At 73.8% G+C, this 18,414-nt stretch carries 16 protein-coding genes; 6 read left to right on the top strand and 10 right to left on the bottom strand.

Going from position 1 to position 18,414, the window contains the following annotated elements; translation table 11 throughout:
* Positions 1–244: 244 nt before the first annotated feature.
* Positions 245–1,957, bottom strand: coding sequence for an ABC1 kinase family protein (locus ACVWWH_RS07920; protein ID WP_457316186.1), 1,713 nt, complete (start codon positions 1,955–1,957; stop codon positions 245–247).
* 224 nt (positions 1,958–2,181) lie between these two features.
* On the opposite strand from ACVWWH_RS07920, the gene ACVWWH_RS07915 reads away from it, so the two are divergent.
* Entirely contained in the window at positions 2,182–2,460 is a 279-nt protein-coding gene (locus ACVWWH_RS07915) for a DUF2277 domain-containing protein (RefSeq protein ID WP_066497791.1), read from the top strand.
* 34 nt (positions 2,461–2,494) lie between these two features.
* Here the strand turns inward: ACVWWH_RS07915 and ACVWWH_RS07910 are convergent, their stop codons facing one another.
* The 7 genes from ACVWWH_RS07910 to ACVWWH_RS07880 all read right to left on the bottom strand — a co-directional run bounded on the left by ACVWWH_RS07910 (position 2,495) and on the right by ACVWWH_RS07880 (position 10,753).
* The gene (locus tag ACVWWH_RS07910) at positions 2,495–4,837 is read right to left on the bottom strand and encodes an ATP-binding cassette domain-containing protein (protein WP_457316185.1); all 2,343 of its coding nucleotides are present in this window, start codon (positions 4,835–4,837) and stop codon (positions 2,495–2,497) included.
* Between the two features lie 35 nt (positions 4,838–4,872).
* Positions 4,873–5,928, bottom strand: coding sequence for an LCP family protein (locus ACVWWH_RS07905; protein WP_457316184.1), 1,056 nt, complete (start codon positions 5,926–5,928; stop codon positions 4,873–4,875).
* A 120-nt stretch (positions 5,929–6,048) separates the two neighbouring features.
* Positions 6,049–6,225 carry a hypothetical protein gene (locus ACVWWH_RS07900; protein WP_169803067.1) on the bottom strand — a complete coding sequence of 59 codons (177 nt, stop codon included), beginning with the start codon at positions 6,223–6,225 and terminating at the stop codon, positions 6,049–6,051.
* A 136-nt stretch (positions 6,226–6,361) separates the two neighbouring features.
* Positions 6,362–7,159, bottom strand: coding sequence for an SDR family oxidoreductase (locus tag ACVWWH_RS07895; protein ID WP_457316183.1), 798 nt, complete (start codon positions 7,157–7,159; stop codon positions 6,362–6,364).
* Positions 7,160–7,231: 72 nt separating this feature from the next.
* The gene (locus tag ACVWWH_RS07890) at positions 7,232–8,257 is read right to left on the bottom strand and encodes a PHP domain-containing protein (protein WP_457316182.1); all 1,026 of its coding nucleotides are present in this window, start codon (positions 8,255–8,257) and stop codon (positions 7,232–7,234) included.
* A 2-nt stretch (positions 8,258–8,259) separates the two neighbouring features.
* Complete coding sequence (locus ACVWWH_RS07885) at positions 8,260–9,198, bottom strand: DMT family transporter (RefSeq protein ID WP_457316181.1); 939 nt, start codon at positions 9,196–9,198, stop codon at positions 8,260–8,262.
* A gap of 55 nt (positions 9,199–9,253) precedes the next feature.
* Positions 9,254–10,753: an arylsulfotransferase family protein gene (locus ACVWWH_RS07880; RefSeq protein WP_457316180.1), complete on the bottom strand. Its 1,500-nt coding sequence runs from the start codon at positions 10,751–10,753 to the stop codon at positions 9,254–9,256.
* Between the two features lie 90 nt (positions 10,754–10,843).
* Between ACVWWH_RS07880 and ACVWWH_RS07875 the strand changes: the two genes are divergently transcribed.
* Genes ACVWWH_RS07875 through ACVWWH_RS07865 form a run of 3 tightly spaced genes read left to right on the top strand, consistent with a single transcriptional unit; the run spans position 10,844 to position 13,328 of the window.
* Positions 10,844–11,731 carry a LysR substrate-binding domain-containing protein gene (locus ACVWWH_RS07875; RefSeq protein ID WP_457316179.1) on the top strand — a complete coding sequence of 296 codons (888 nt, stop codon included), beginning with the start codon at positions 10,844–10,846 and terminating at the stop codon, positions 11,729–11,731.
* 18 nt (positions 11,732–11,749) lie between these two features.
* Positions 11,750–12,625: a hypothetical protein gene (locus ACVWWH_RS07870; protein WP_457316178.1), complete on the top strand. Its 876-nt coding sequence runs from the start codon at positions 11,750–11,752 to the stop codon at positions 12,623–12,625.
* A gap of 28 nt (positions 12,626–12,653) precedes the next feature.
* Positions 12,654–13,328, top strand: coding sequence for a peptide deformylase (locus ACVWWH_RS07865; protein ID WP_066497769.1), 675 nt, complete (start codon positions 12,654–12,656; stop codon positions 13,326–13,328).
* A gap of 4 nt (positions 13,329–13,332) precedes the next feature.
* On the opposite strand, the gene ACVWWH_RS07860 is transcribed toward ACVWWH_RS07865, so the two are convergent.
* Entirely contained in the window at positions 13,333–15,336 is a 2,004-nt protein-coding gene (locus ACVWWH_RS07860; protein WP_457316177.1) for a S9 family peptidase, read from the bottom strand.
* Positions 15,337–15,378: 42 nt separating this feature from the next.
* On the opposite strand from ACVWWH_RS07860, the gene ACVWWH_RS07855 reads away from it, so the two are divergent.
* Positions 15,379–16,227: a methyltransferase domain-containing protein gene (locus tag ACVWWH_RS07855; protein WP_457316176.1), complete on the top strand. Its 849-nt coding sequence runs from the start codon at positions 15,379–15,381 to the stop codon at positions 16,225–16,227.
* Here ACVWWH_RS07855 and yczE read toward each other — a convergent pair.
* Complete coding sequence (yczE, locus tag ACVWWH_RS07850; protein WP_141305372.1) at positions 16,205–16,894, bottom strand: membrane protein YczE; 690 nt, start codon at positions 16,892–16,894, stop codon at positions 16,205–16,207. The genes ACVWWH_RS07855 and yczE overlap by 23 nt on opposite strands.
* Before the next feature lie 61 nt (positions 16,895–16,955).
* Between yczE and yczR the strand changes: the two genes are divergently transcribed.
* On the top strand, positions 16,956–18,353 hold the full coding sequence (gene yczR / locus ACVWWH_RS07845) for a MocR-like transcription factor YczR (RefSeq protein ID WP_457316175.1): 1,398 nt from the start codon (positions 16,956–16,958) through the stop codon (positions 18,351–18,353).
* The last annotated feature ends 61 nt before the right edge of the window (positions 18,354–18,414 follow it).

Raw genomic sequence — 18,414 nt, 5'->3', positions numbered from 1 at the left:
CCGAGAAAGGTACCTCTCGGCGATTTCTAGGTTTTCGGGCTGTGCGGTGGAATGCGCCTCGGCGGCCCGGGTTGCGCGGAGGTGCAGCAGCAGGCGCCGGGGAGGCGGCCCAATGTTCCCCGGAGCGCGCTCCGGTGCTTTAGTTGACATAATGTCGATTATCGGCCAAGCAAGCTGGGTTGCTGAGGAGGGCTACGGAGCCACATCCTTTTGACACCCAGTGCCGTCTCATCGCCGCCATGAGTCAGGTCCGCCGGCGCCCGGTCCACGCGAGGTAGGCCGCCAGCGAGCCGGAGGCGGCGATGCCGGCCCCTGTGAGGACCGCCCGCAGGCCCCGAGGGTGCCCTGGGGGCTGGGAGACGAGGATCTCCCCAACGCCCCGGACGAACGCCGCGGCAAGGGTGGCGGCGGCCACCAGACGGGCCGCCGAGTCCAGGTGCGAGATCAGTTCTTCCAGCTCGCCGGGGCGGAGGCTGACCTGGGCTCCCCCGCGCTCCAGGGCATCTTCCAGGGAGCGGAGCTGGCGGGGCAGGCGTTCGGCTGCGTCCAGCAACTCGCTTCCGGCGTGGCCCAGGCGGCGGAGGACGGCGGGCGGAGCGAGCCGCTCCAGGGCGAGGGATTCGGCCCAGGGCCCGATCACGGCGGCGAACTGGAACCCCGGATCCAGCGTGACGGCCAGAGACTCGACCATCACGAGCATCCGCAGCAGCAGGGCCAGTTCTCGGGGCAGTTGGAGGCGGTACCGGCGCACGACGCCCAGGAGCTCCCGGACGAACGCCCCGAGCGGCACCTCAGACAGCGGCCGCTCGGCATACAGGCGCATGACCGGGGTCAGGTCTTCGCTCAGGCGCCCCAGGTCCGGGCGCTTCCTGCCGGTGGAGGCGTCCGAGAGGGCTCGCGCCGCGGCGCGAGGATCCCGGCGCGCCAGCGCGATCAGCAGCGCAGAGAGGTGGGCGCGGAGCTGAGGATCCACCGTGCCCACCATGCCGAAGTCGATCAGCCCGATCCGCCCGCCCGGGCGCGCAGGGTCGGGCTCGACGAACAGGTTCCCCGGATGTGGATCGGCGTGGAAGAAGGAGTCCTCGAAGACCATCTTCGCCACGGCATCTGCGTAGCGGGCCGCCAAGGCCGGGCGGTCGATCCCCGCGGCGTCGAGCGCCGCCAGGTCGCTGATCTTGATGCCCCGGATCCTCTCGAGGGTCAGGACACGGGAGGTGGTGGTGTCCCAATGGACCCGGGGCACGTGGATCCCCGGGTCTGCGGAGAAGGCGGCGCGGAAGCGCTCCGCGTTGCGGGCCTCGGCCAGGTAGTCCAGCTCGGCCCGCAACGTCTGGGCGAACTCCTCGGCAATGCCGGGCACGTCGTAGTCCGCAGCGGCATCCCAATGCCGCGCGGCTTGGGCGGCGAGGTTGGCGATGATCTCCAGGTCGAGCTCGACCTGCTCCACCACCCCGGGCCGGCGGACCTTGACCACCACCTCCGTCCCGTCGGCCAGGGTGGCCGCGTGGGCCTGGCCCAGGGAGGCGCTGGCCAGCGGGGAGGGATCGAAGGAGGCGAACACTTCCTGCGGGGCTCCCCCGAGCTCCCGTTCGATGGCCTCCACCACGGCGGCCGCCGGGACGGGCGGAGCCTGGTCCTGGAGGCGGGCCAGTTCCTGCCGGTAGGGGCCCGGAAGGAGATCGTGCCGGGTGGAGAGGGCCTGGCCGAGCTTGATGAAGGTGGGGCCGAGCTGTTCGAGGGCCAGCCGCAGGTGCTCGGGGTTGGAATAGGGCTCCTGGCGGGCCTCGTGGCCGAGGAGCCCGTGCTGCAGCGGGACCCACCGCTGCAGCCCGGCGGCGCCGATAGCGAAACCGAGGCCGTGGCGCGCGAGGGTCTCGGCGATCTGCCGGTACCGCTCCAGGTGCCTGCCGGGCGCCGCCGGGCCTTGAGGATCCTGCGGGCCGCTGCTGCGGTGCATCGCTCACGACCCGGGCGTGGGGACGAGATCGTTGGGCTTCCACATCTCGGGGTATGCCTCCCTCACTCTGCTGGCGGCCGCTTCAGCAACGGCGGACCAGCGTCCCGGTTCCACTCTGGCACGGCAGCGTGCCCGGGCCTTAGAGCCGTTCGTCCCCCGCTGACCCCGCCGGAGCCCTCAGGCGCACCGGTGACCCAGGTCACCACGGCGCGTATCGTCGAGGCATGTGCCGGAACATCCACACCCTCCATAACTTCGAGCCCTCGGCCACGTCAGAGGAGATCCAGGCGGCCGCCCTGCAGTACGTGCGCAAGATCGCGGGCACCACGAAGCCCTCGAAGGCGAACCAGGACGCGTTCGACCACGCCGTCGCTGAGATCGCCCACATCACTGCGCACCTGCTCGACGATCTGGTGGCGACGACGCCGCCGAAGAACCGCGAAGAGGAAGCGGCGAAGGCTCGCGCCCGAGCGGAGCGCTCGGGACGATACGCGACGGCCTAGCGCCTGATCTCCCGCTCGCCCATCCTCTCGGCCATTACGCTCCGACGTATCGGGCGAGGTACTCCCCCGTCAGGGTCGACCGGACCGCCACGAGGTCGGCGGGAGTCCCCTCGAAGACGACCCGGCCGCCGTCGTGCCCCGCCCCCGGCCCGAGGTCGATGATCCAGTCGGCGTGGGCCATGACCGCCTGATGGTGCTCGATCACGATCACGGACCTGCCGGCGTCCACGAGGCGGTCGAGCAGGCCGAGCAGCTGCTCGACGTCGGCGAGGTGCAGTCCCGTGGTCGGCTCGTCGAGGACGTAAACGGTGCCCCTCTCCCCCATCTGCGCGGCGAGCTTGAGCCGCTGCCGTTCTCCGCCCGAGAGCGTGGTGAGCGGCTGCCCAAGCGAGACGTACCCCAGCCCCACGTCGGCCAGCCGCGTCAGGATCCTGTGCGCGGCGGGGATCGCGGCCTCGGGCTCGGAGAAGAAGCGCTCGGCGTCCTCGACTGGCATTTCCAGCACCTCGGCGATGTTCCGGCCTCCCAGCGTGAACTCGAGCACGGTCGGCTGGTAGCGCCTGCCCTCGCACTCCTCGCAGGGCGTCGTGACGGTGTCCATGAAGCCCAGCTCGGTGTAGATCACCCCGGCGCCGTTGCACACCGGGCACGCGCCCTCGGAGTTGGCACTGAACAGCGCCGGCTTGACGCCGTTGGCCTTCGCGAAGGCCTTCCGGATCGGCTCGAGCAGGCCCGTGTACGTTGCCGGGTTGCTGCGCCGGGATCCCTTGATCGCGCCCTGGTCGATGGTGACGACCCCCTCGGCGGGTGCGACCGAGCCGTGGATGAGCGAGCTCTTCCCGGAGCCTGCCACGCCGGTGACCACGGTCAGCACACCGAGCGGGACATCGACGTCGACGTCCTTGAGGTTGTTCGTCGAGGCGCCGCGCACTGCGAGATGGCCCTTCGGGGCTCGCACGGTGCCCTTGGGACGGGCCCTGTCGTCCAGGTGCCGCCCGGTGCGGGTCCCGCTCCCCCGCAGCGCCCCGACGGTGCCCTCGAAGCAGACCTCGCCGCCGGCGGAGCCTGCGCCAGGGCCGAGGTTGACCACGTGGTCCGCGATCTCGATCGCCTCGGGCTTGTGCTCGACGACGAGCACCGTGTTCCCCTTGTCCCTCAGCTGGAGGAGGAGCTCGTTCATCCGCTGGATGTCATGCGGGTGCAGGCCGATGGTCGGCTCGTCGAAGACGTACGTGACGTCGGTGAGGGACGAGCCGAGGTGGCGGATCATCTTGGTGCGCTGCGCCTCCCCGCCCGAGAGCGTGCCGGAGGCCCGCTCGAGCGAGAGGTAGCCCAGCCCGATGCCCACGAAGGAGTCGAGCAGGTGCTGCAGGCCCTTCAGCAGCGGCGCCACGGACGGCTCCTCGAGCCGGCGCACCCACTCGGCCAGGTCGGTGATCTGCAGGGCGCACACGTCGGCGATGCTGAGGCCCCTGATCTTCGACGAGCGCGCACCCTCGGCGAGGCGCGTGCCGCCGCACTCGGGGCATGGCTGGAAGGTGATCGCCCGCTCCACGAAGGCCCGGATGTGCGGCTGCATCGACTCGCGGTCCTTCGACAGCATCGACTTCTTGATCCTCGGGATGAGGCCCTCGTAGGTGAGGTTGATGCCCTCGACCTTGATCTTGGTCGGCTCGCGGCGGAGCAGGTCCTCGAGTTCCTTCTCGGTGAACTGACCGATCGGCTTGTCCATGTCGAAGTACCCGGACCCGGCGAAGATCCTCCCGTACCAGCCGTCCATGCTGTAGCCGGGAACCTTGAGCGCGCCGCCGGCGAGGGACTTCGAGGTGTCGTACAGGGCGTCGAGGTCGAAGTCGCTGACCTGCCCCGTGCCCTCGCAGCGAGGGCACATCCCGCCGACCACGGTGAAGGAGCGCTTCTCGGTCCGGCCGGTGGCCGTCCTGATCGCTCCGGCGCCGGTCACCGAGGGGACGTTGAACGAGAATGCCTGCGCAGAGCCGATGTGCGGATCGCCCAGCCGGCTGAAGAGCATCCGCAGCATGGCGTTCGCGTCGGTCACGGTGCCCACCGTGGAGCGCACGTTGGCGCCCAGGCGCTCCTGGTCGACGATGATGGCGGTGGTGAGGCCTTCGAGGAGGTCGACATCGGGGCGGGCCATGGTCGGCATGAAGCCCTGGACGAAGGTGGAGTACGTCTCGTTGATCATGCGCTGCGACTCCGCGGCGATGGTCGCGAACACGAGCGAGCTCTTGCCGGAGCCCGAGACCCCGGTGAAGACCGTGAGCCGGCGCTTGGGGAGCTCGAGGCTGACGTCCTTGAGATTGTTCTCCCGCGCGCCCTGGACGCGGATCACATCATGGGAGTCGGCTGGGTGCATGGGCCCAGTGTAGGCAGGGGCCGATCGGGATCGGCCTAGGAGAGGCGGTGCAGTGCGGCGTACTGGCCGAGGCTGTCGGTGCCGAGCGCCGACGCCACCGAGGCGATGCCCGCACGGTCGGCGATGACGATCGACTGGCCGTCCGGCGAGGTGCCCGTGCCGGACGTCGGCAGGGTGAAGAAGACGTCCGACGACGGGTCCACGCGCCGCAGTCCGTAGGCGAGCACGGCGAGCCCCTTGGCACCCAGGCCCTCGTCGGTGACGAGGTGCGGGGCGGCCGCCCCGATCAGGGCGAGGGTGCCGGCCGGATCCCCCACCCGGCCCTGGGCGAGGATCTGGGCGATCACGGATCGGACGAAGGCCTGCTGGTCGCGGACCCGCTGGTAGTCGCCGTCGGGGAAGGCGTAGCGTTCGCGCACGAATTCGAGGGCAGCCTGACCGTCGAGGTGGTTGGTGCCGCGGACGAAGCGGTGGTGGGTGTCGAACGTCGCGGTGAACGCGACGGGGGCGTTCACGTCGACTCCCCCGAGGGCGTCCGTGATCGCCTTGAAGCCGTCGAAGTCCAGCAGGATCCAGTGGTCGATGTGGACCGAGAGGATCGAGCCGACGGTGGCCGCCGCGAGCTGCGGGCCGCCGAGGGCAAGGCTCGCGTTGATCTTCGACTCTCCGTGTCCCGGGATCGTCACCCAGGTGTCGCGCATGATCGAGATCCCGAACACCCGGCGGTGGTCGGCCTGGACGTGCAGGAGCATCATCATGTCGGCGCGCTGGTCCACGGCTCCCCCGGAGGCGGCCTGGCGGGCCAGGGCGTCCCGAGCGCTGCCCCGGATGTCGCTGCCGAGCAGGAGGATGTTCATCGCGCCGGAGCCCAGATCGGGCAACGATGCCGCCGCGGTCGGGCTGGGGCCGGCGGTCGGGCCCGCGGAGGCCGTCAGGGGCGCGGCGGGGCCGGGTGCCGGCGGGCGGGCGAGGACGAGCCAGGCGGTGCCCGCGCCGATCACCACGGTAAGTGCCGCCGCGGCGAGCAGCAGGCGCGAGCGGATCCGGCGCCGTCGTGCGCCGCGGTCGCGGCCTGGGCCGGATTCCGTCATGCCTCCACCGTCGCCCCGGGCGGCCCGGCAGCAGAAGTGCCGTTGGCCCCGGAACAGAGGAAGGGCGCCGTTCGAGCGTTGCTGGCACGGCGCCCGGTCACGTCCTCTGGGAGGCTGCCCTCAGGCGAGGTCCCCGACGTGGACGGTGAAGACGTCCGGGCCGCTGCGGCTGACCTTGACGTGGTCGCGGTGCGCGCCGGCGAGCGTGGACACGTGTGAGATGGCCTCCTCGAGCGTGTGGTCGACGGTCGAGGGATCCCAGATCTTGAGGGTCACGGAGTGAGAGTCGAAAGTCATGCGCTGAATGCCTTCTCTGGTATCAGGGCCGGGCCCCGGCAGCCTCCTCGTTGAGCCTGCCCCGCCATCATAGCTAGACCGGTACGGGGACGCGGGCCTTCTGTGACAGACTCCACAGGCCGGGATCTGGACCGGTCTACCCCTCGCGCCAGGCGTCGTCGGTGAAGTGGGACCCCGCCTGGGGGCCCATCTGCAGCATCCCGCCGTCCACGGTCCAGGAGGCGCCCGTCACGTAGGCGGAGGCCGGCGAGGCGAGGAAGGCGATGACGGCGGCGACCTCGCGCGCGTCGCCGGGCCGGCCGAGGGGCACTCCTGGCCGGTGGACGGTGCGGGGGTCCTCGTCCTCCTGCCCGGTCATCGGCGTGGCGATCTCGCCGGGGGCCACGGAATTTGCGGTGATCCCCGCGGCCCCGAGCTCGAGTGCCATCGTCTTGATGAGGCCGCCGAGGCCGTGCTTGGCGGCGTCGTAGGCGGACGACCCGACCCGCGGCTGGTGCTCGTGCACGCTCGTGACAGCGATCAGGCGGCCGCCGGAGCCTTGGGCGACCATCCGCCGCGCGGCGCGCTGGAGGCACACGAAGGGCCCGTCGAGGTCCGTCGCGACGATGCCGCGCCAGCGCCCGTAGTCCATCTCGAGGAACGGGACGTTGGCACCGGTGCCGGCGTTGTTGACGAACACGTCGAGCCGGCCGAGCTGGTCGGCGAGCGCATCCACGGTGTCGGCGCAGCGGGGCGCATCGGCGGCGTCGAACTGCTCGACGACGGCGCGCCGTCCGGCGGCACGCACGGCGTCGGCGGTGCGCTCGGCGCCGTCTCTGTCGGTGTGCCAGGTGATGCCGACGTCGAGCCCGGCTTCGGCGAGGGCGACCGCGGTGGCCCGCCCGATCCCGGAGTCCGATCCTGTGACGATGGCGGTGCGGGGCTCGAAGGCCATGGTTCCTCCTGGTGGTGTGGGTGCCCCTCGGCTACCCCCGCGCGGATCACGGCAAACAGCAGATGGGAGGAATCAGCGGCGCCGCGACGTCCACTCGAGCAGCTTCGCCAGCGGCCAGGTCGTGACGATCCTCTCGGCCGGGACCCCGTTGGCCTCGGCGCGTGCGGCCCCGTACTGCAGGAAGTCCAGCTGGCCGGGGGCATGGGCGTCCGTATCGATGCTGAAGAGGCAGCCGGCGTCGAGCGCCGTCTGGATGAGGCGGTCGGGCGGGTCCTGCCGCTCGGGCCGCGAGTTGATCTCGACGGCGACCCCTGCGGCCGCGCAGGCCTCGAACACCCGCGCGGCGTCGAACTGCGACTCGGGGCGCGTGCCCCGGGAGCCGCGCAGGAGCCGCCCTGTGCAGTGGCCGAGCACATCCGTGTGCGGGTCGTCGATCGCGGCGAGCATGCGCCGGGTCATCGGACCGGGCTCCGAGCGCAGCTTCGAGTGCACGCTCGCGACCACGACGTCGAGCCGGCCGAGCAGTTCGGGCGTCTGGTCCAGGGTGCCGTCCTCGAGGATGTCCACCTCGATGCCCGTCAGCATCCGGAACCCGTCGCCTCCGAGGGAGGCATTCACCTCGGTGACGGCATCGATCTGGCGGCGGAGCCGCTCGGCGTCGAGCCCGCGCGCGATGGTCAGGGTCGGCGAATGGTCGGTGAGGGCCTGGTACTCCCTGCCCAGCCAGCGGGCGGCCTCGGCCATCTCGGCCAACGGGGAGCCGCCGTCGGACCAGTCGGAGTGGGCGTGCAGATCGCCGCGCAGCTGCCCGCGGATGCTCTCGCCGCCCTCGGCCAGGGGGGTCGCCGCGCGGTCGCGGAGCTCGCGCAGGTAGGCGGGGACCTCGCCGTCGACCGCCTCCCGGGCCACGCCAAAGGTGCGGTCCCCGATGCCCTTGACCCTGCGCAGGCTGCCGTTCTGCGCCCGCGCCGCCACGTCCTCGGGCGGCATCGCGGCCAGGATTCCCGCCGCCGTGCGGAAGGCCTTGACGCGGTAGGTCTCCGCCTGTTCCCGCTCCAGCCAGAACGCGATCTCCCGGAGCGCCTCGACGGGGTCCACCGCTATCCCTCCACCCTGAGCGGTTCCGGGCGCGCACGGCGCCGCGACCGGGCGGGAAGCGGCACCGTCAGCACCGCAAGGCACGCGACGATGAGGCCCATCCCGGCCCAGCCCGCGAGGGGGAGCCGCTCCCCCACCACCAGGACGGCGAGCGCGGCCGCGACGACCGGCTCGGCCAGGGACACCGTGGTCGCCGTGCTGGCCGGGACGCGGCTGAGGCCCCAGCCGAACAGGATGTAGCCCGCGAACATGGGCACCACGGCCAAGTAGGCGCCCACGGCCAGGTTCTGCCCTGAGTCGAGGAACGCCCTCCCCGTGAACCCGAGCACCACGAGGAGCCCGAGCGCAGCGGCGCCGAAGGTCGCGCCCACCGCGGCGCGGGACGCCGCGCCGGCACCGATGAGGCGGTGGCTGGTGAAGGAGTAGAGCGCGTACGACGCCGCGGCGAGGGCTCCCAGCGCGACCCCGGCGAGCGTCTGGGTCACCTGTCCGGGCTCGGCGCCGCCCCGTGCGAGGCACAGGACCACGGCGCCGGCGATGCCCAAGGCGGCCCCGACCGCCCATCTGCGGGAGAGCCGGCGGCCATCGACGAGGCGCTCGAGGAGGGCGGCCGCCACGGGCGCTCCCCCGATCGACACGGCCGTGCCGATGGCCACGCCGGCCAGCCGCATCGAGGTGTAGAAGGCGAGGGCGTAGACGAGCACCGCGGCCCCGCCGGTTCCGACGAGCCGCCACGAGCGCGCAAGGGCCGCGCGGTGGCGGCCCATCTGCGGGGCGGCCGTCGCGGCGAGGAGGAGGCCGCCGAAGCCCATGGACGCCGCGCCGACGGCGAGGGGCGTCACCCCCGGGGCAAGCGCTGAGGCCGTGCCCGTGGTCCCCCACAGGACGGAGGCGCCGAGGACGCAGACGACTCCCAGCCGGTGCTCGCGGGCAGCGCTCACCTCGGACCTCTTCCTCGTGGGGCCCCGCCGGTCGGACGGCCCATGGGCCCCTACGCTACGCCGCGATCACCGCAGATGTCGCGAGGACGGAGCCCTTCGCGTCGAGGGCCTGCACCGCCAGGTGTGCGGCCGTGGCCACGGCGGCGTTCGTCTCGAACCCCCGCTTCTTCACGTGGGCGGCCTCGGCGAGCGACTGCGGGCTGCTTCCCGTGAGGAACCGCCAGCTCGCCACCTCGGTGGCACCGTTCCAGCTGGCGAAGGCCTGCATCGTGGAGCCGTTGCCGGGAACGACGGCGACATCGGGCAGGGTTGTCGGCGTCGCGCTCCAGACGTGGCGGTAGGCCCGGTAGCAGCCGCCGCCGATCCCGGTGGCCTCGGCGACGGGGGTGCCGTCCGCCGTGAACTCGGTGGCGGCGGGGTCCGATCCCCAGCCGACGAGGTAGTGGCCGTTGTCGAGGAACTGCACGTTGCCCATGGCGTTGCCCCGGTGGCCGCCCCGCTGGAGGGCGAGCTTGAGCGTGACCCGGCGCGCGCCCTCGTCCACCGCGAGGATCAGGCCGCGGGAGGTCCCGGTCGTGCCGTCCTTGTAGTGGTTGTCGAACATGCTGATGACACCGCCCGGCCGCTGGCGGACGTCATGCTGCCAGGCGAACGCCGCCGAGTCCGGGATCGAGAACTCGTTCCGTACCCCGCCCAGGCGCCATCTCACCGCGCCGTCCGGGGCGACGAGGTACGCCGCGTGGGTGTGGCGCGCGGAGACGAGGTACCCGTCCGGGCGGCGGTCCACGGAGTTGACATGGAACGGGTCGAAGGCCGTCGCGGCGGTGGCCCCGTTGGCCGTGGCATCGTCCGCGGGCCTGACGAAGGACTCGGTCAGGTCGATGTGCGCGGACGCCGTCCAGTCGAAGAGCACGGCCCCGCTCGCGACGTCGACCTCCTGCACGTGGCAGTCGTACATGTATCCCGCCGCGGGGCCTCCGAGCGCGGTGAGGTCGGCCTGCACCGTGGGGTAGGAGGTCAGCAGCGCCGTGCCGGCGGCGGTGAGGGTGAACTCGTGCAGGTCGGCCTTGAGCCCGTTCCCGGCGGAGACCTGGGCGATGGTCGTGTAGGCCGTGTCCTTGATGACGCCGACCCCTTCGCCGTGGCCGCCGATTCCCGTCCCGGACCAATAGGTGAGGACGGGCTTTCCCCGGTACGTCTGCACGCGCAGGTCCGTGACCCCGGCTCCGGTCGGCTCCATCCATACCGGCGCCCCGGAGTTGTCCATGATGAGCCCGTTCGTCCCGTGCCCCATGGGGCCGGTGAAGAGCAGGCCCGGCGCCGTCGTGCCCGCGGTCCAGACGCTCACCCGCGCCGCGGTCAGCTTGGTGGTGACGAAGGTCCGGTCGGGAGGGCCGGCGGCCGCCGAGGCGGACGGGCTGGGCGCGGGCGTGGCGGCCGCCGCGCTCGGGGGGAGGGGGAAGATGCTCGACCGGGCAACCCCGGCGCCGGCGACAGCCCCGACGACGGCGATCCCCGCGCCCTGGAGGAAGTGGCGGCGGCTGACCCTGATCATGCCTCCAGTGTAGGAATCGGCACCTGTGCGCCACAGGGCTTCCACCTGTGCGCCCGCTGAGCGCGGGACAGCAGAACATATGCTGGCGATATGTCTGTGCAGGATTGGGAGCTGCGGCACTACCGGTTCCTCGCGGCGCTCGCCGCCGAGGGCAGCATCGGCGCGGCGGCCCGTGCCATCGGGATGGCCCAGCCCAATGCCTCGCGCCTGCTCGAGCAGATGGAGCGCCAGGCGGGGTTCCCCCTGGCCCGGCGCACCCCGCAGGGGACGCGGCTCACGGACCGCGGCCGGGTGATCGCGGGGCTCGCCGCGGAGGTCGTCGGCGCCGCCGAGAACGTGGGCCGGGCGGTCGGCGCGCTCGAGGGGGGCCGCGGGACCCTGCACCTGTGCGCGTCGCTCACGGTGGCCGAGCACCTCATGCCGGGGTGGCTCGCCGCGGCCCAGCAGCGCCTGGGCGGTGTGAGCACCACGCTCGACGTCGGGAACTCGGATGAGGTATTCGACCGGCTCCGCTCCGGGGCCGCCGACCTGGGCTTCGTCGAGGGCCCCACGGTGCAGACGGGATTCCGCTACCTGGATGTGGGCAGGGACGAGCTCGTCGTCGTCGTGCGACCGGACCATCCCTGGGCGGCCGACGCCGGGGTGTCCGCCGCCGCTGTCGCAGCGGCCGGGCTCGTGGTGCGGGAGCCCGGCTCGGGAACGCGGCAGATCACCGACCTGGCCCTCGCCCCGCACGGCTCCGGTGAGCGCTTCGAGGTCGGGAGCAACGCGGCGCTGGCGGCGAGCGTGGCGGCGGGCCTGGGCCCCGGGGTGGTCAGCAGGCTCGCCGTGCAGGCCGCGCTGCGCGGCGGCCGCCTCGTCGAGGTGCCGACGCCGGGGCTCCAGCTCGGCCGGGTGCTGCGCGCGGTATGGCGGGCGAGCGGGCCGCTCGATCCGGCCGCCGCCGACTTCCTGCGCATCGTCGAGGACCGGCACTAGCCGACGTACTCTGGGCGCATGGTCCGGTCAGCGGCGGCCGCCCGAGCGCTGTGTGCGCTCGTGGCCCTCGCCTGCGCGGCCGGCTGCTCGCCCGCTGCGTCTCCGTCCGCGCCGGGCTCTCCAGGGCCCGTGGGCGCCGCCGTCGACCAGTTCCGCGACGAGTACGCCTCCGGCTCCGTGGTCCTCCAGGTCACCGACACCGGCGGCGCGCCGTTCACGGTGGTCCGGGCCGAGCTGGACGACCCCCGGTTCCAGGATGGGACCGTGTGGTCCGGATCGGCGGATTTGACCGCAGGCCAGACCCTGAGCCTCCCCGCAGCCCTCGCCGCCGCCCGCTGCGACCTGGGGGCGTCCGACGCCGCGCCCTCCCTCCGCGTCCGGCTCGCCGACGGCACGGACCACACCGTGGCGGCGGCCGACCCGCACGCGGTGCTGCCCCGCCTCCACGGCGAGCAGTGCTTCGCCCAGCAGGCCGCCCTTGCCGTGCGGCTGCGGCTCGAGGACACCCTCGGCGCGGGGAGCACGCCGTCGACCGCCGTCCTGACCCTCGCCGCGGATGCCCCGGCCGAGCCGACCGGCACCTCAGCCGGACCGACCGGCACCCCGCCGCAGGGCATCCTTGAGGCGGTGGAGGGAACCACCCTCCTCGGCGAGGACCCGGGACGGCCGTGGCCGCACGGCGTCATCCTCGCGCCCGGAACGAGGGTCGCGCTCGCGGTGCGCCCGGCCCGCTGCGACCCGCACGCCGTCGCCGAGGACAAGGTCGGCACCCTGCTCCCGGTGGAGCTCGGGGTCGGGGACGCCACGGGGGTGGTCAAGGTCGCAGCCCCGCCGGCCCTCCGGGCCGCCCTCTACCACTTCGTGGCGCGGGCGTGCGGCTGGCCAGCGGGCTAGCGCCGCCGGCGCCGCCTAGGCTTGCCCCATGAGCACCCCATCCCCCTACCGCACCACGGCTCCGGAGAGTGACTGGACCGCGGCCCGCATCGCCGAGGCCGCCGCCGAGCTCGTGGCCACGGAGGGCATCCCGCCGATCGTGCAGGCGGGCCACCCCGCCCTGCGGACCCGCGCCGTGCCCTTCGACGGCCAGCTCGACGCCGAGCTCCTGGATGCGCTGGTCCTCCTCATGCGCCGGACCATGCATGCCGCGCCCGGCGTGGGCCTCGCCGCACCCCAGATCGGCCTGCCGCTGAGCCTGGCGGTGCTCGAGGACACCTGGGCCGCCGACGAGGAGTCGGCGCGCGCCCGGGACCGGGTGCCCCTGTCCTTCACGGCCATGCTCAACCCGGCCTACGCGCCGCTCGGAGACGGCCGCGCGGGCTTCTACGAGGGCTGCCTCTCGGTGCGGGGCTACACCGCCGTGGTGCGCCGGGCGGCCGCCGTCCGGGCGCAGTGGACCGCGCCGGACGGCAGCGCCCGCTCGGCCGAGTTCAGCGGCTGGCAGGCGCGCATCGTCCAGCACGAGACCGACCACCTCGGCGGCACCCTCTACCTCGACCGCGCGGAGCCGCGGTCGCTGTGCGCCAACGAGGAGTACACCGCCCGGTGGGCGCAGCCGACCCCTGAGCGGGCCGCCCGCGCCCTCGGCTTCTCGGCCTAGCCCGCTAGAGGTACTGCGCGAACCAGCGCAGGATGTGCTCGAAGCGTGCCCGGCGGTGGTGCGGGGTGCCGGCGCGGGAGAGCTCGTGGTTCTCCCCCGGGAAGACGAGCAGCTCCGAATCGACCCCGCCGAGGCGGAGCGCCGCGTAGTACCGCTGGGCCTGCTCGATCGGGCACCGCCAGTCCTCCTCGGAATGCACCACGAGGGTCGGCGTGCGGACCTCCCCCACGCGGGCCATGGGGCTCTGGGCGGCCATCGCTGCCGGGTCCCACCCCGTGTACTCGCCCGGGAAGAACCACCCGATGTCGCTCGAGCCCACGAAGCTGACCGGATCGAGGAACCCGCGCTCGACCACGGCGGCCTTGAACCGGTGGTCGTGCGCGATCGTCCAGGCGGTCAGGTACCCGCCGTAGGAGCCGCCGAGGATGCCGAGCCTGCCCTGATCGAGCTGCGGGTAGCCGGCGAGCGCAGCGTCGAGGAAGCCGAGCACGTCCTCGAAGTCCACCGTGCCCATGCGGCCGCGGATCGCGCGGGCGTGCGCCTCGCCGTAGCCGGCGGCGCCGCGCGGGTTGCACATCACCACCGCGTACCCGGCGCCCGCGTAGACCTGGGCCTCGTCGAACCAGGCGCCGGTGTACTGGGCGAAGGGGCCGCCGTGGATCATGAGCAGCGTCGGGTGCGGCCCGTCGCCTTCCGGGAGCACCACCCAGCCGTGCACGTCGCTGCCGTCAGCGCTCGTGCCGGTGAACTCCTGGGGTGCGCGCGGCGGTGCCGACTGGCGCAGCGGCGCGTTGACGTCGGTCAGCTTCTCGAGCCCCCCGTCGTCGGCGAGCCGGTACAGCTCGCCCGGCCCGTCGGCGTCGGCCGCCGCGAGCACGACGGCGCCGCGCGCCTCCCCTGCCCCCGTCACCACGAGGGGCCCGGACGTGAGCTGCTCGCGCCGGCCGTCGGGCGCGAAGGCGATCAGCTGCACGGTCCCGCACGTGCGGGCGAGGACGAGCGCCCGCCCGTCGCCGGTGACCTGCAGCGCCCCGGCGGCCTCGCCGAGGTCGTCACCGTCGGCGGTGAGCCGGAGCGTCGCGCCGTCGGCAGGAGTGTGCCAGAACAGGTGGGTCGCACGCCCCACGAAGTCGGCGCCCGTCTCGCCCAGCGAGGAGGCGAGGACGAACACCCCGGAGCCGTCGGGCGCCTCCGCGGCCAGGTCCACCGAGGCGGCCTCCTCGGTGCCGAGGTCGAGCGCCTCGCTCGGGCCGCCTGCGACGGGGGTGCGGACGGCGCGGCTCCCCAGGGTGTCGACAGCTGTGGGGTCGAAGCCGGACACCGTGTAGATCCAGGCGCCGTCGGCGCTGAAGCGGGGCTCGGTGTGGTCCACGCTGCCGTCCGTGAGCTGCCGCGCCTCGGGCAGGCCGGCCGGTGCACCGGCCCCCTTCGCCGCGGCCTCCTCCGCCGCGGCGCGCCCGCGCGCGGCCACGAACGGCTCGGCGTCCAGGGCCGGGACGTCGAGGACGAACAGCCGCGTGCGCTGGTCGCCCGTGTACCCCACGCCGTTGAGCCGGTAGTTGAGGTCCCGGATGAGCCGGGGGTCCTCTGCGCCCGCTGCCACGCCGTCGGTGGAGCCGTACCGCCCGGGTTCGGGCACGCGGGCCGTGTAGGCGATCCGGGCCCCGTCCGGCGAGAAGGCGAACTGGGCCAAGCCCAGCGGGGCGTCGGTGAGGATCCTCGGCTCGCCGCCGCGGGCGTCGACGATCGCGAGCTGCGGCATGCCGGCGGGGGCGGCGCGGAGGAAGGCGAGGACGGAGCCGTCCGGCGAGTACTGCGGCGCCGTGTCCCGGAAGCCGCGCGTGAGCAGCCGCGCGGGCCCGCTGTGCAGGGGCACCTCCCAGATCTGCCCGACCGCCGCGTCGGCCCGGAAGTCGGGCCGGGTGACGGCGACGGCGCAGCGGCCCGCGGCAGGATGCACCGAGGGGGCGGACAGGGAGCGGACGAGGTCAAGGTGTTCAGGGAGCATGCGCCGAATCCTACGCAGGGCGCCCCCGATACGATGGGAGCCATGCTCGCCGACGCCCTGGACCTGCTGATCTGCCCGCACTGCGGCGCCGACTGGGACGCGGAGGCGAGCAGCGCCCGAGCGCTCGTCTGTGCCGAGGGACACCGGTACGACGCCTCGCGCCACGGCTATGTCAACCTCCTGACCGGGCGCCCCAGCCGCTCCACGCCGGACACCGCGGACATGGTCGCCGCCAGGGACGCGTTCCTGGGCGCCGGCCACTACTCGCCGATCGCCGCTGCGCTCGCCGACGCGTGCGCGGCGCTGCCCGCGGACGCCGCGGTCCTCGACGCCGGAGCGGGGACCGGCTACTACCTGGCTGCGGTGCTCGACCGGCTCGCCGGCGGCGGTCCGCGCAGGGCCCGGGCGATCGCGCTCGATCTCAGCCCGCAGGCCCTGAGGCGCGCAGCCCGGCTGGAGCGGGTGGCCGCGCTCGTCTGGGACCTGTGGAAGCCGCTCCCCGTGGCCGCGGGCACCGTCGACGCCGTGCTCGACGTCTTCGCCCCGCGCAACCTCCCCGAATTCGCGCGCATCACCCGGCCGGGGGGCCTCCTCGTCGCCGTGACGCCCCTCCCCCAGCACCTCGCCGAGCTCCGGGCCCGGCTGCCCCTCCTCGAGGTGCCGGAGGGCAAGGCCGAGGCCCTCGAACTGGCCGCTGCCGGCGACTACGAGCCCCTCTCCCGCGCCCAGCTGACCTTCCCCCTCGTCCTCACCCCGGCCTCGGCCGCGGACCTCGCCCAGATGGGTCCCGCCGGGCACCACACGGGCCGCACCGAGCTCGAGCGGCTGGCCGGGGACGAGGAGCTCGCCGCCACGGCCGCCGTCGAGCTCAGCGTGCTGCGGCGCCGCTGACGCCGGGCTCCTCGGAGGCGCGGGCGTTCCCCGGGCTGCGGTCCGCCCGCGGCCCGAGGTCCACCCGCATCAGGCGCATCGCGGCCTGGATGAGCGGCCCGATCCCGAACGCGAACACCGCCGTGCCGATCCCGACCGTCCCGCCCAGCAGCCATCCGGCCAGCACGACCGTCAGCTCGATCGCGCAGCGCACCATCCACACGGGGCGCCCGGTCCGGGCCACGAGCCCGGTCATGAGTCCGTCGCGCGGCCCCGGGCCGAGCCTCGCGCCGATGTACAGGGCCGAGGCCAGGGCGAGCAGCACCAGCCCGCCGGCAAGGACAGAGCACTGCCAGAGGAGGTGGAGCGCCCCCTCGGGCGGCGCGGGGATCCACGCCAGCCCGAGGTCGGCGAAGACGCCGATGAGCAGTGTGTTCGAGAGCGTTCCCCACCCCGGCCTCTGCCTGAGCGGGATCCATGCCGCGAGCACGAGGACGCTCACCGCGACGGTGGTGGCCCCGAAGCTGAGGCCGACGGTGCGTGCCACGCCCTGGGAGAGGACGTCCCAGGGCGAGGAGCCGAGGCCCGAGCGCAGGAGGAGGGCGATCGCGAGGCCGTAGGCCGCGAGGCCGACGTAGAGGCGGACGAGGCGCACTGCCAGGTGGGGGCTGTCGAGGAAGGCGTTCACGGAACCAACCTCGCGCACCATTGGCATCACTGGACAGGGCCAATTCGGGTAGCGTGGCCCTATGGTCGCCGTCACCTCCCAACGCCTCGGCCGCATGCTGGGGCCCCTGCCGGGCCGCGGGCCCCTCTACGCCGAGCTGGCCGAGAGGCTCCGGCTCCTCGCCGTGGACGGCCGGCTCCCCGACGGCGTCCGGCTGCCGGCCGAGCGCGAGCTGGCGGGGGCCCTGGGGCTGTCCCGCACCACGGTGGCGGGGGCGTACGCCCTCCTGCGCGAGCTCGGGTGCCTGAAGAGCGTCCGGGGCTCCGGAAGCTACGTCGTCCTTCCCGAGCGCCCGGCCGGCGCCGCACCCGATGAGGCCGGGGTGCTCGACCTCACCAAGGCCGCCATGCCGGCGGCGAGCCCCGTGGCGGACTGCGTGCGCCGTGCCGCGGACGCGCTCGGCCCGGAGCTGGCCCGCTCCGGCTACGAGGTCATCGGCCTGCCGCGCCTGCGCATCGCCGTCGCCGAACACTATGCCGCCCGCGGGGTCCCCACCGACCCGGACCAGATCATGGTCACCACTGGCGTCCAGCACGCGATCGCGCTCGTGGCCCGCACCCTCCTGTCCCCCGGCGACCGTGCCGCCGTCGAACAGCCCACCTATCCCCACGCGATGGACACGCTCCAGGCCGCGCGGGCCCGGCTCGTGGCGCTGCCCGTCACACCCGCCGGGTGGGACCTCGAGGCCGCGGCCGCAGCCTTCCGAGCGACCTCGCCGGCGCTCGCCTACACGATGCCGGACTTCCACAACCCGACTGGCGCGAGCCTCGATCCCGCGGGGCGCGAACGGCTGGCCCGCCTCGCCGAGCGGCACCGCACGGTCCTCGTCGCCGACGAGACGACAGCCCTGCTGGACATCAGCCGCGGGCCGCTGCCGCCGCTCGCCGCGTTCGCCCCGGGCTCGGTGACGCTGGGGGGCCTGGCAAAGCTCGCGTGGGGCGGCCTGCGGGTGGGCTGGATCCGCGCCCCCCGGGCCATGGTGGGCCGGCTCGCCCAGGCCCGGACGAGCCTCGACCTCGGCACCCCGGTGCTCGAGCAGCTCGTCGCCGCCGAGCTGCTCGAGCACCAGGACGTCCTCGTGGCCGAACGGCGCCATCGCCTCGGAGAGGGTCTCGCGGCGCTCGGCGGGGCGCTCGCCGAGCACTTCCCGGGCTGGGCCTGGACTGCGCCCGGCGGCGGCATGTCCGTCTGGGCGGACTGTGCGCCGCTGTCGTCGTCGCAGCTGGTCGTGGCCGCCCGTGCGCGCGGGGTGGCCCTCACCGCTGGGCCGCGCTTCGGCATGGACGGCGCCTTCGAGCACCGCCTCCGCCTCCCCTTCACCGCGTCTCCCGACGAACTGCGCCAGGCCGTCGCCGCGATCGCGGACGCCGCCTCCGATGCGTCCTCGGGACCCGCCCGGCCGCCCCTCATAGCGGTGTGAGCCGCCCCGGGCGGTCAGGCCCGGACGGGTTGCCGAACCGCAACCGGCCGAGCGGCTCCGG

This window comes from Sinomonas sp. RB5, from assembly GCF_054063535.1.
Note: the sequence above shows the minus strand (reverse complement) of the source record. Positions and strands in the feature narration are given on the sequence as shown.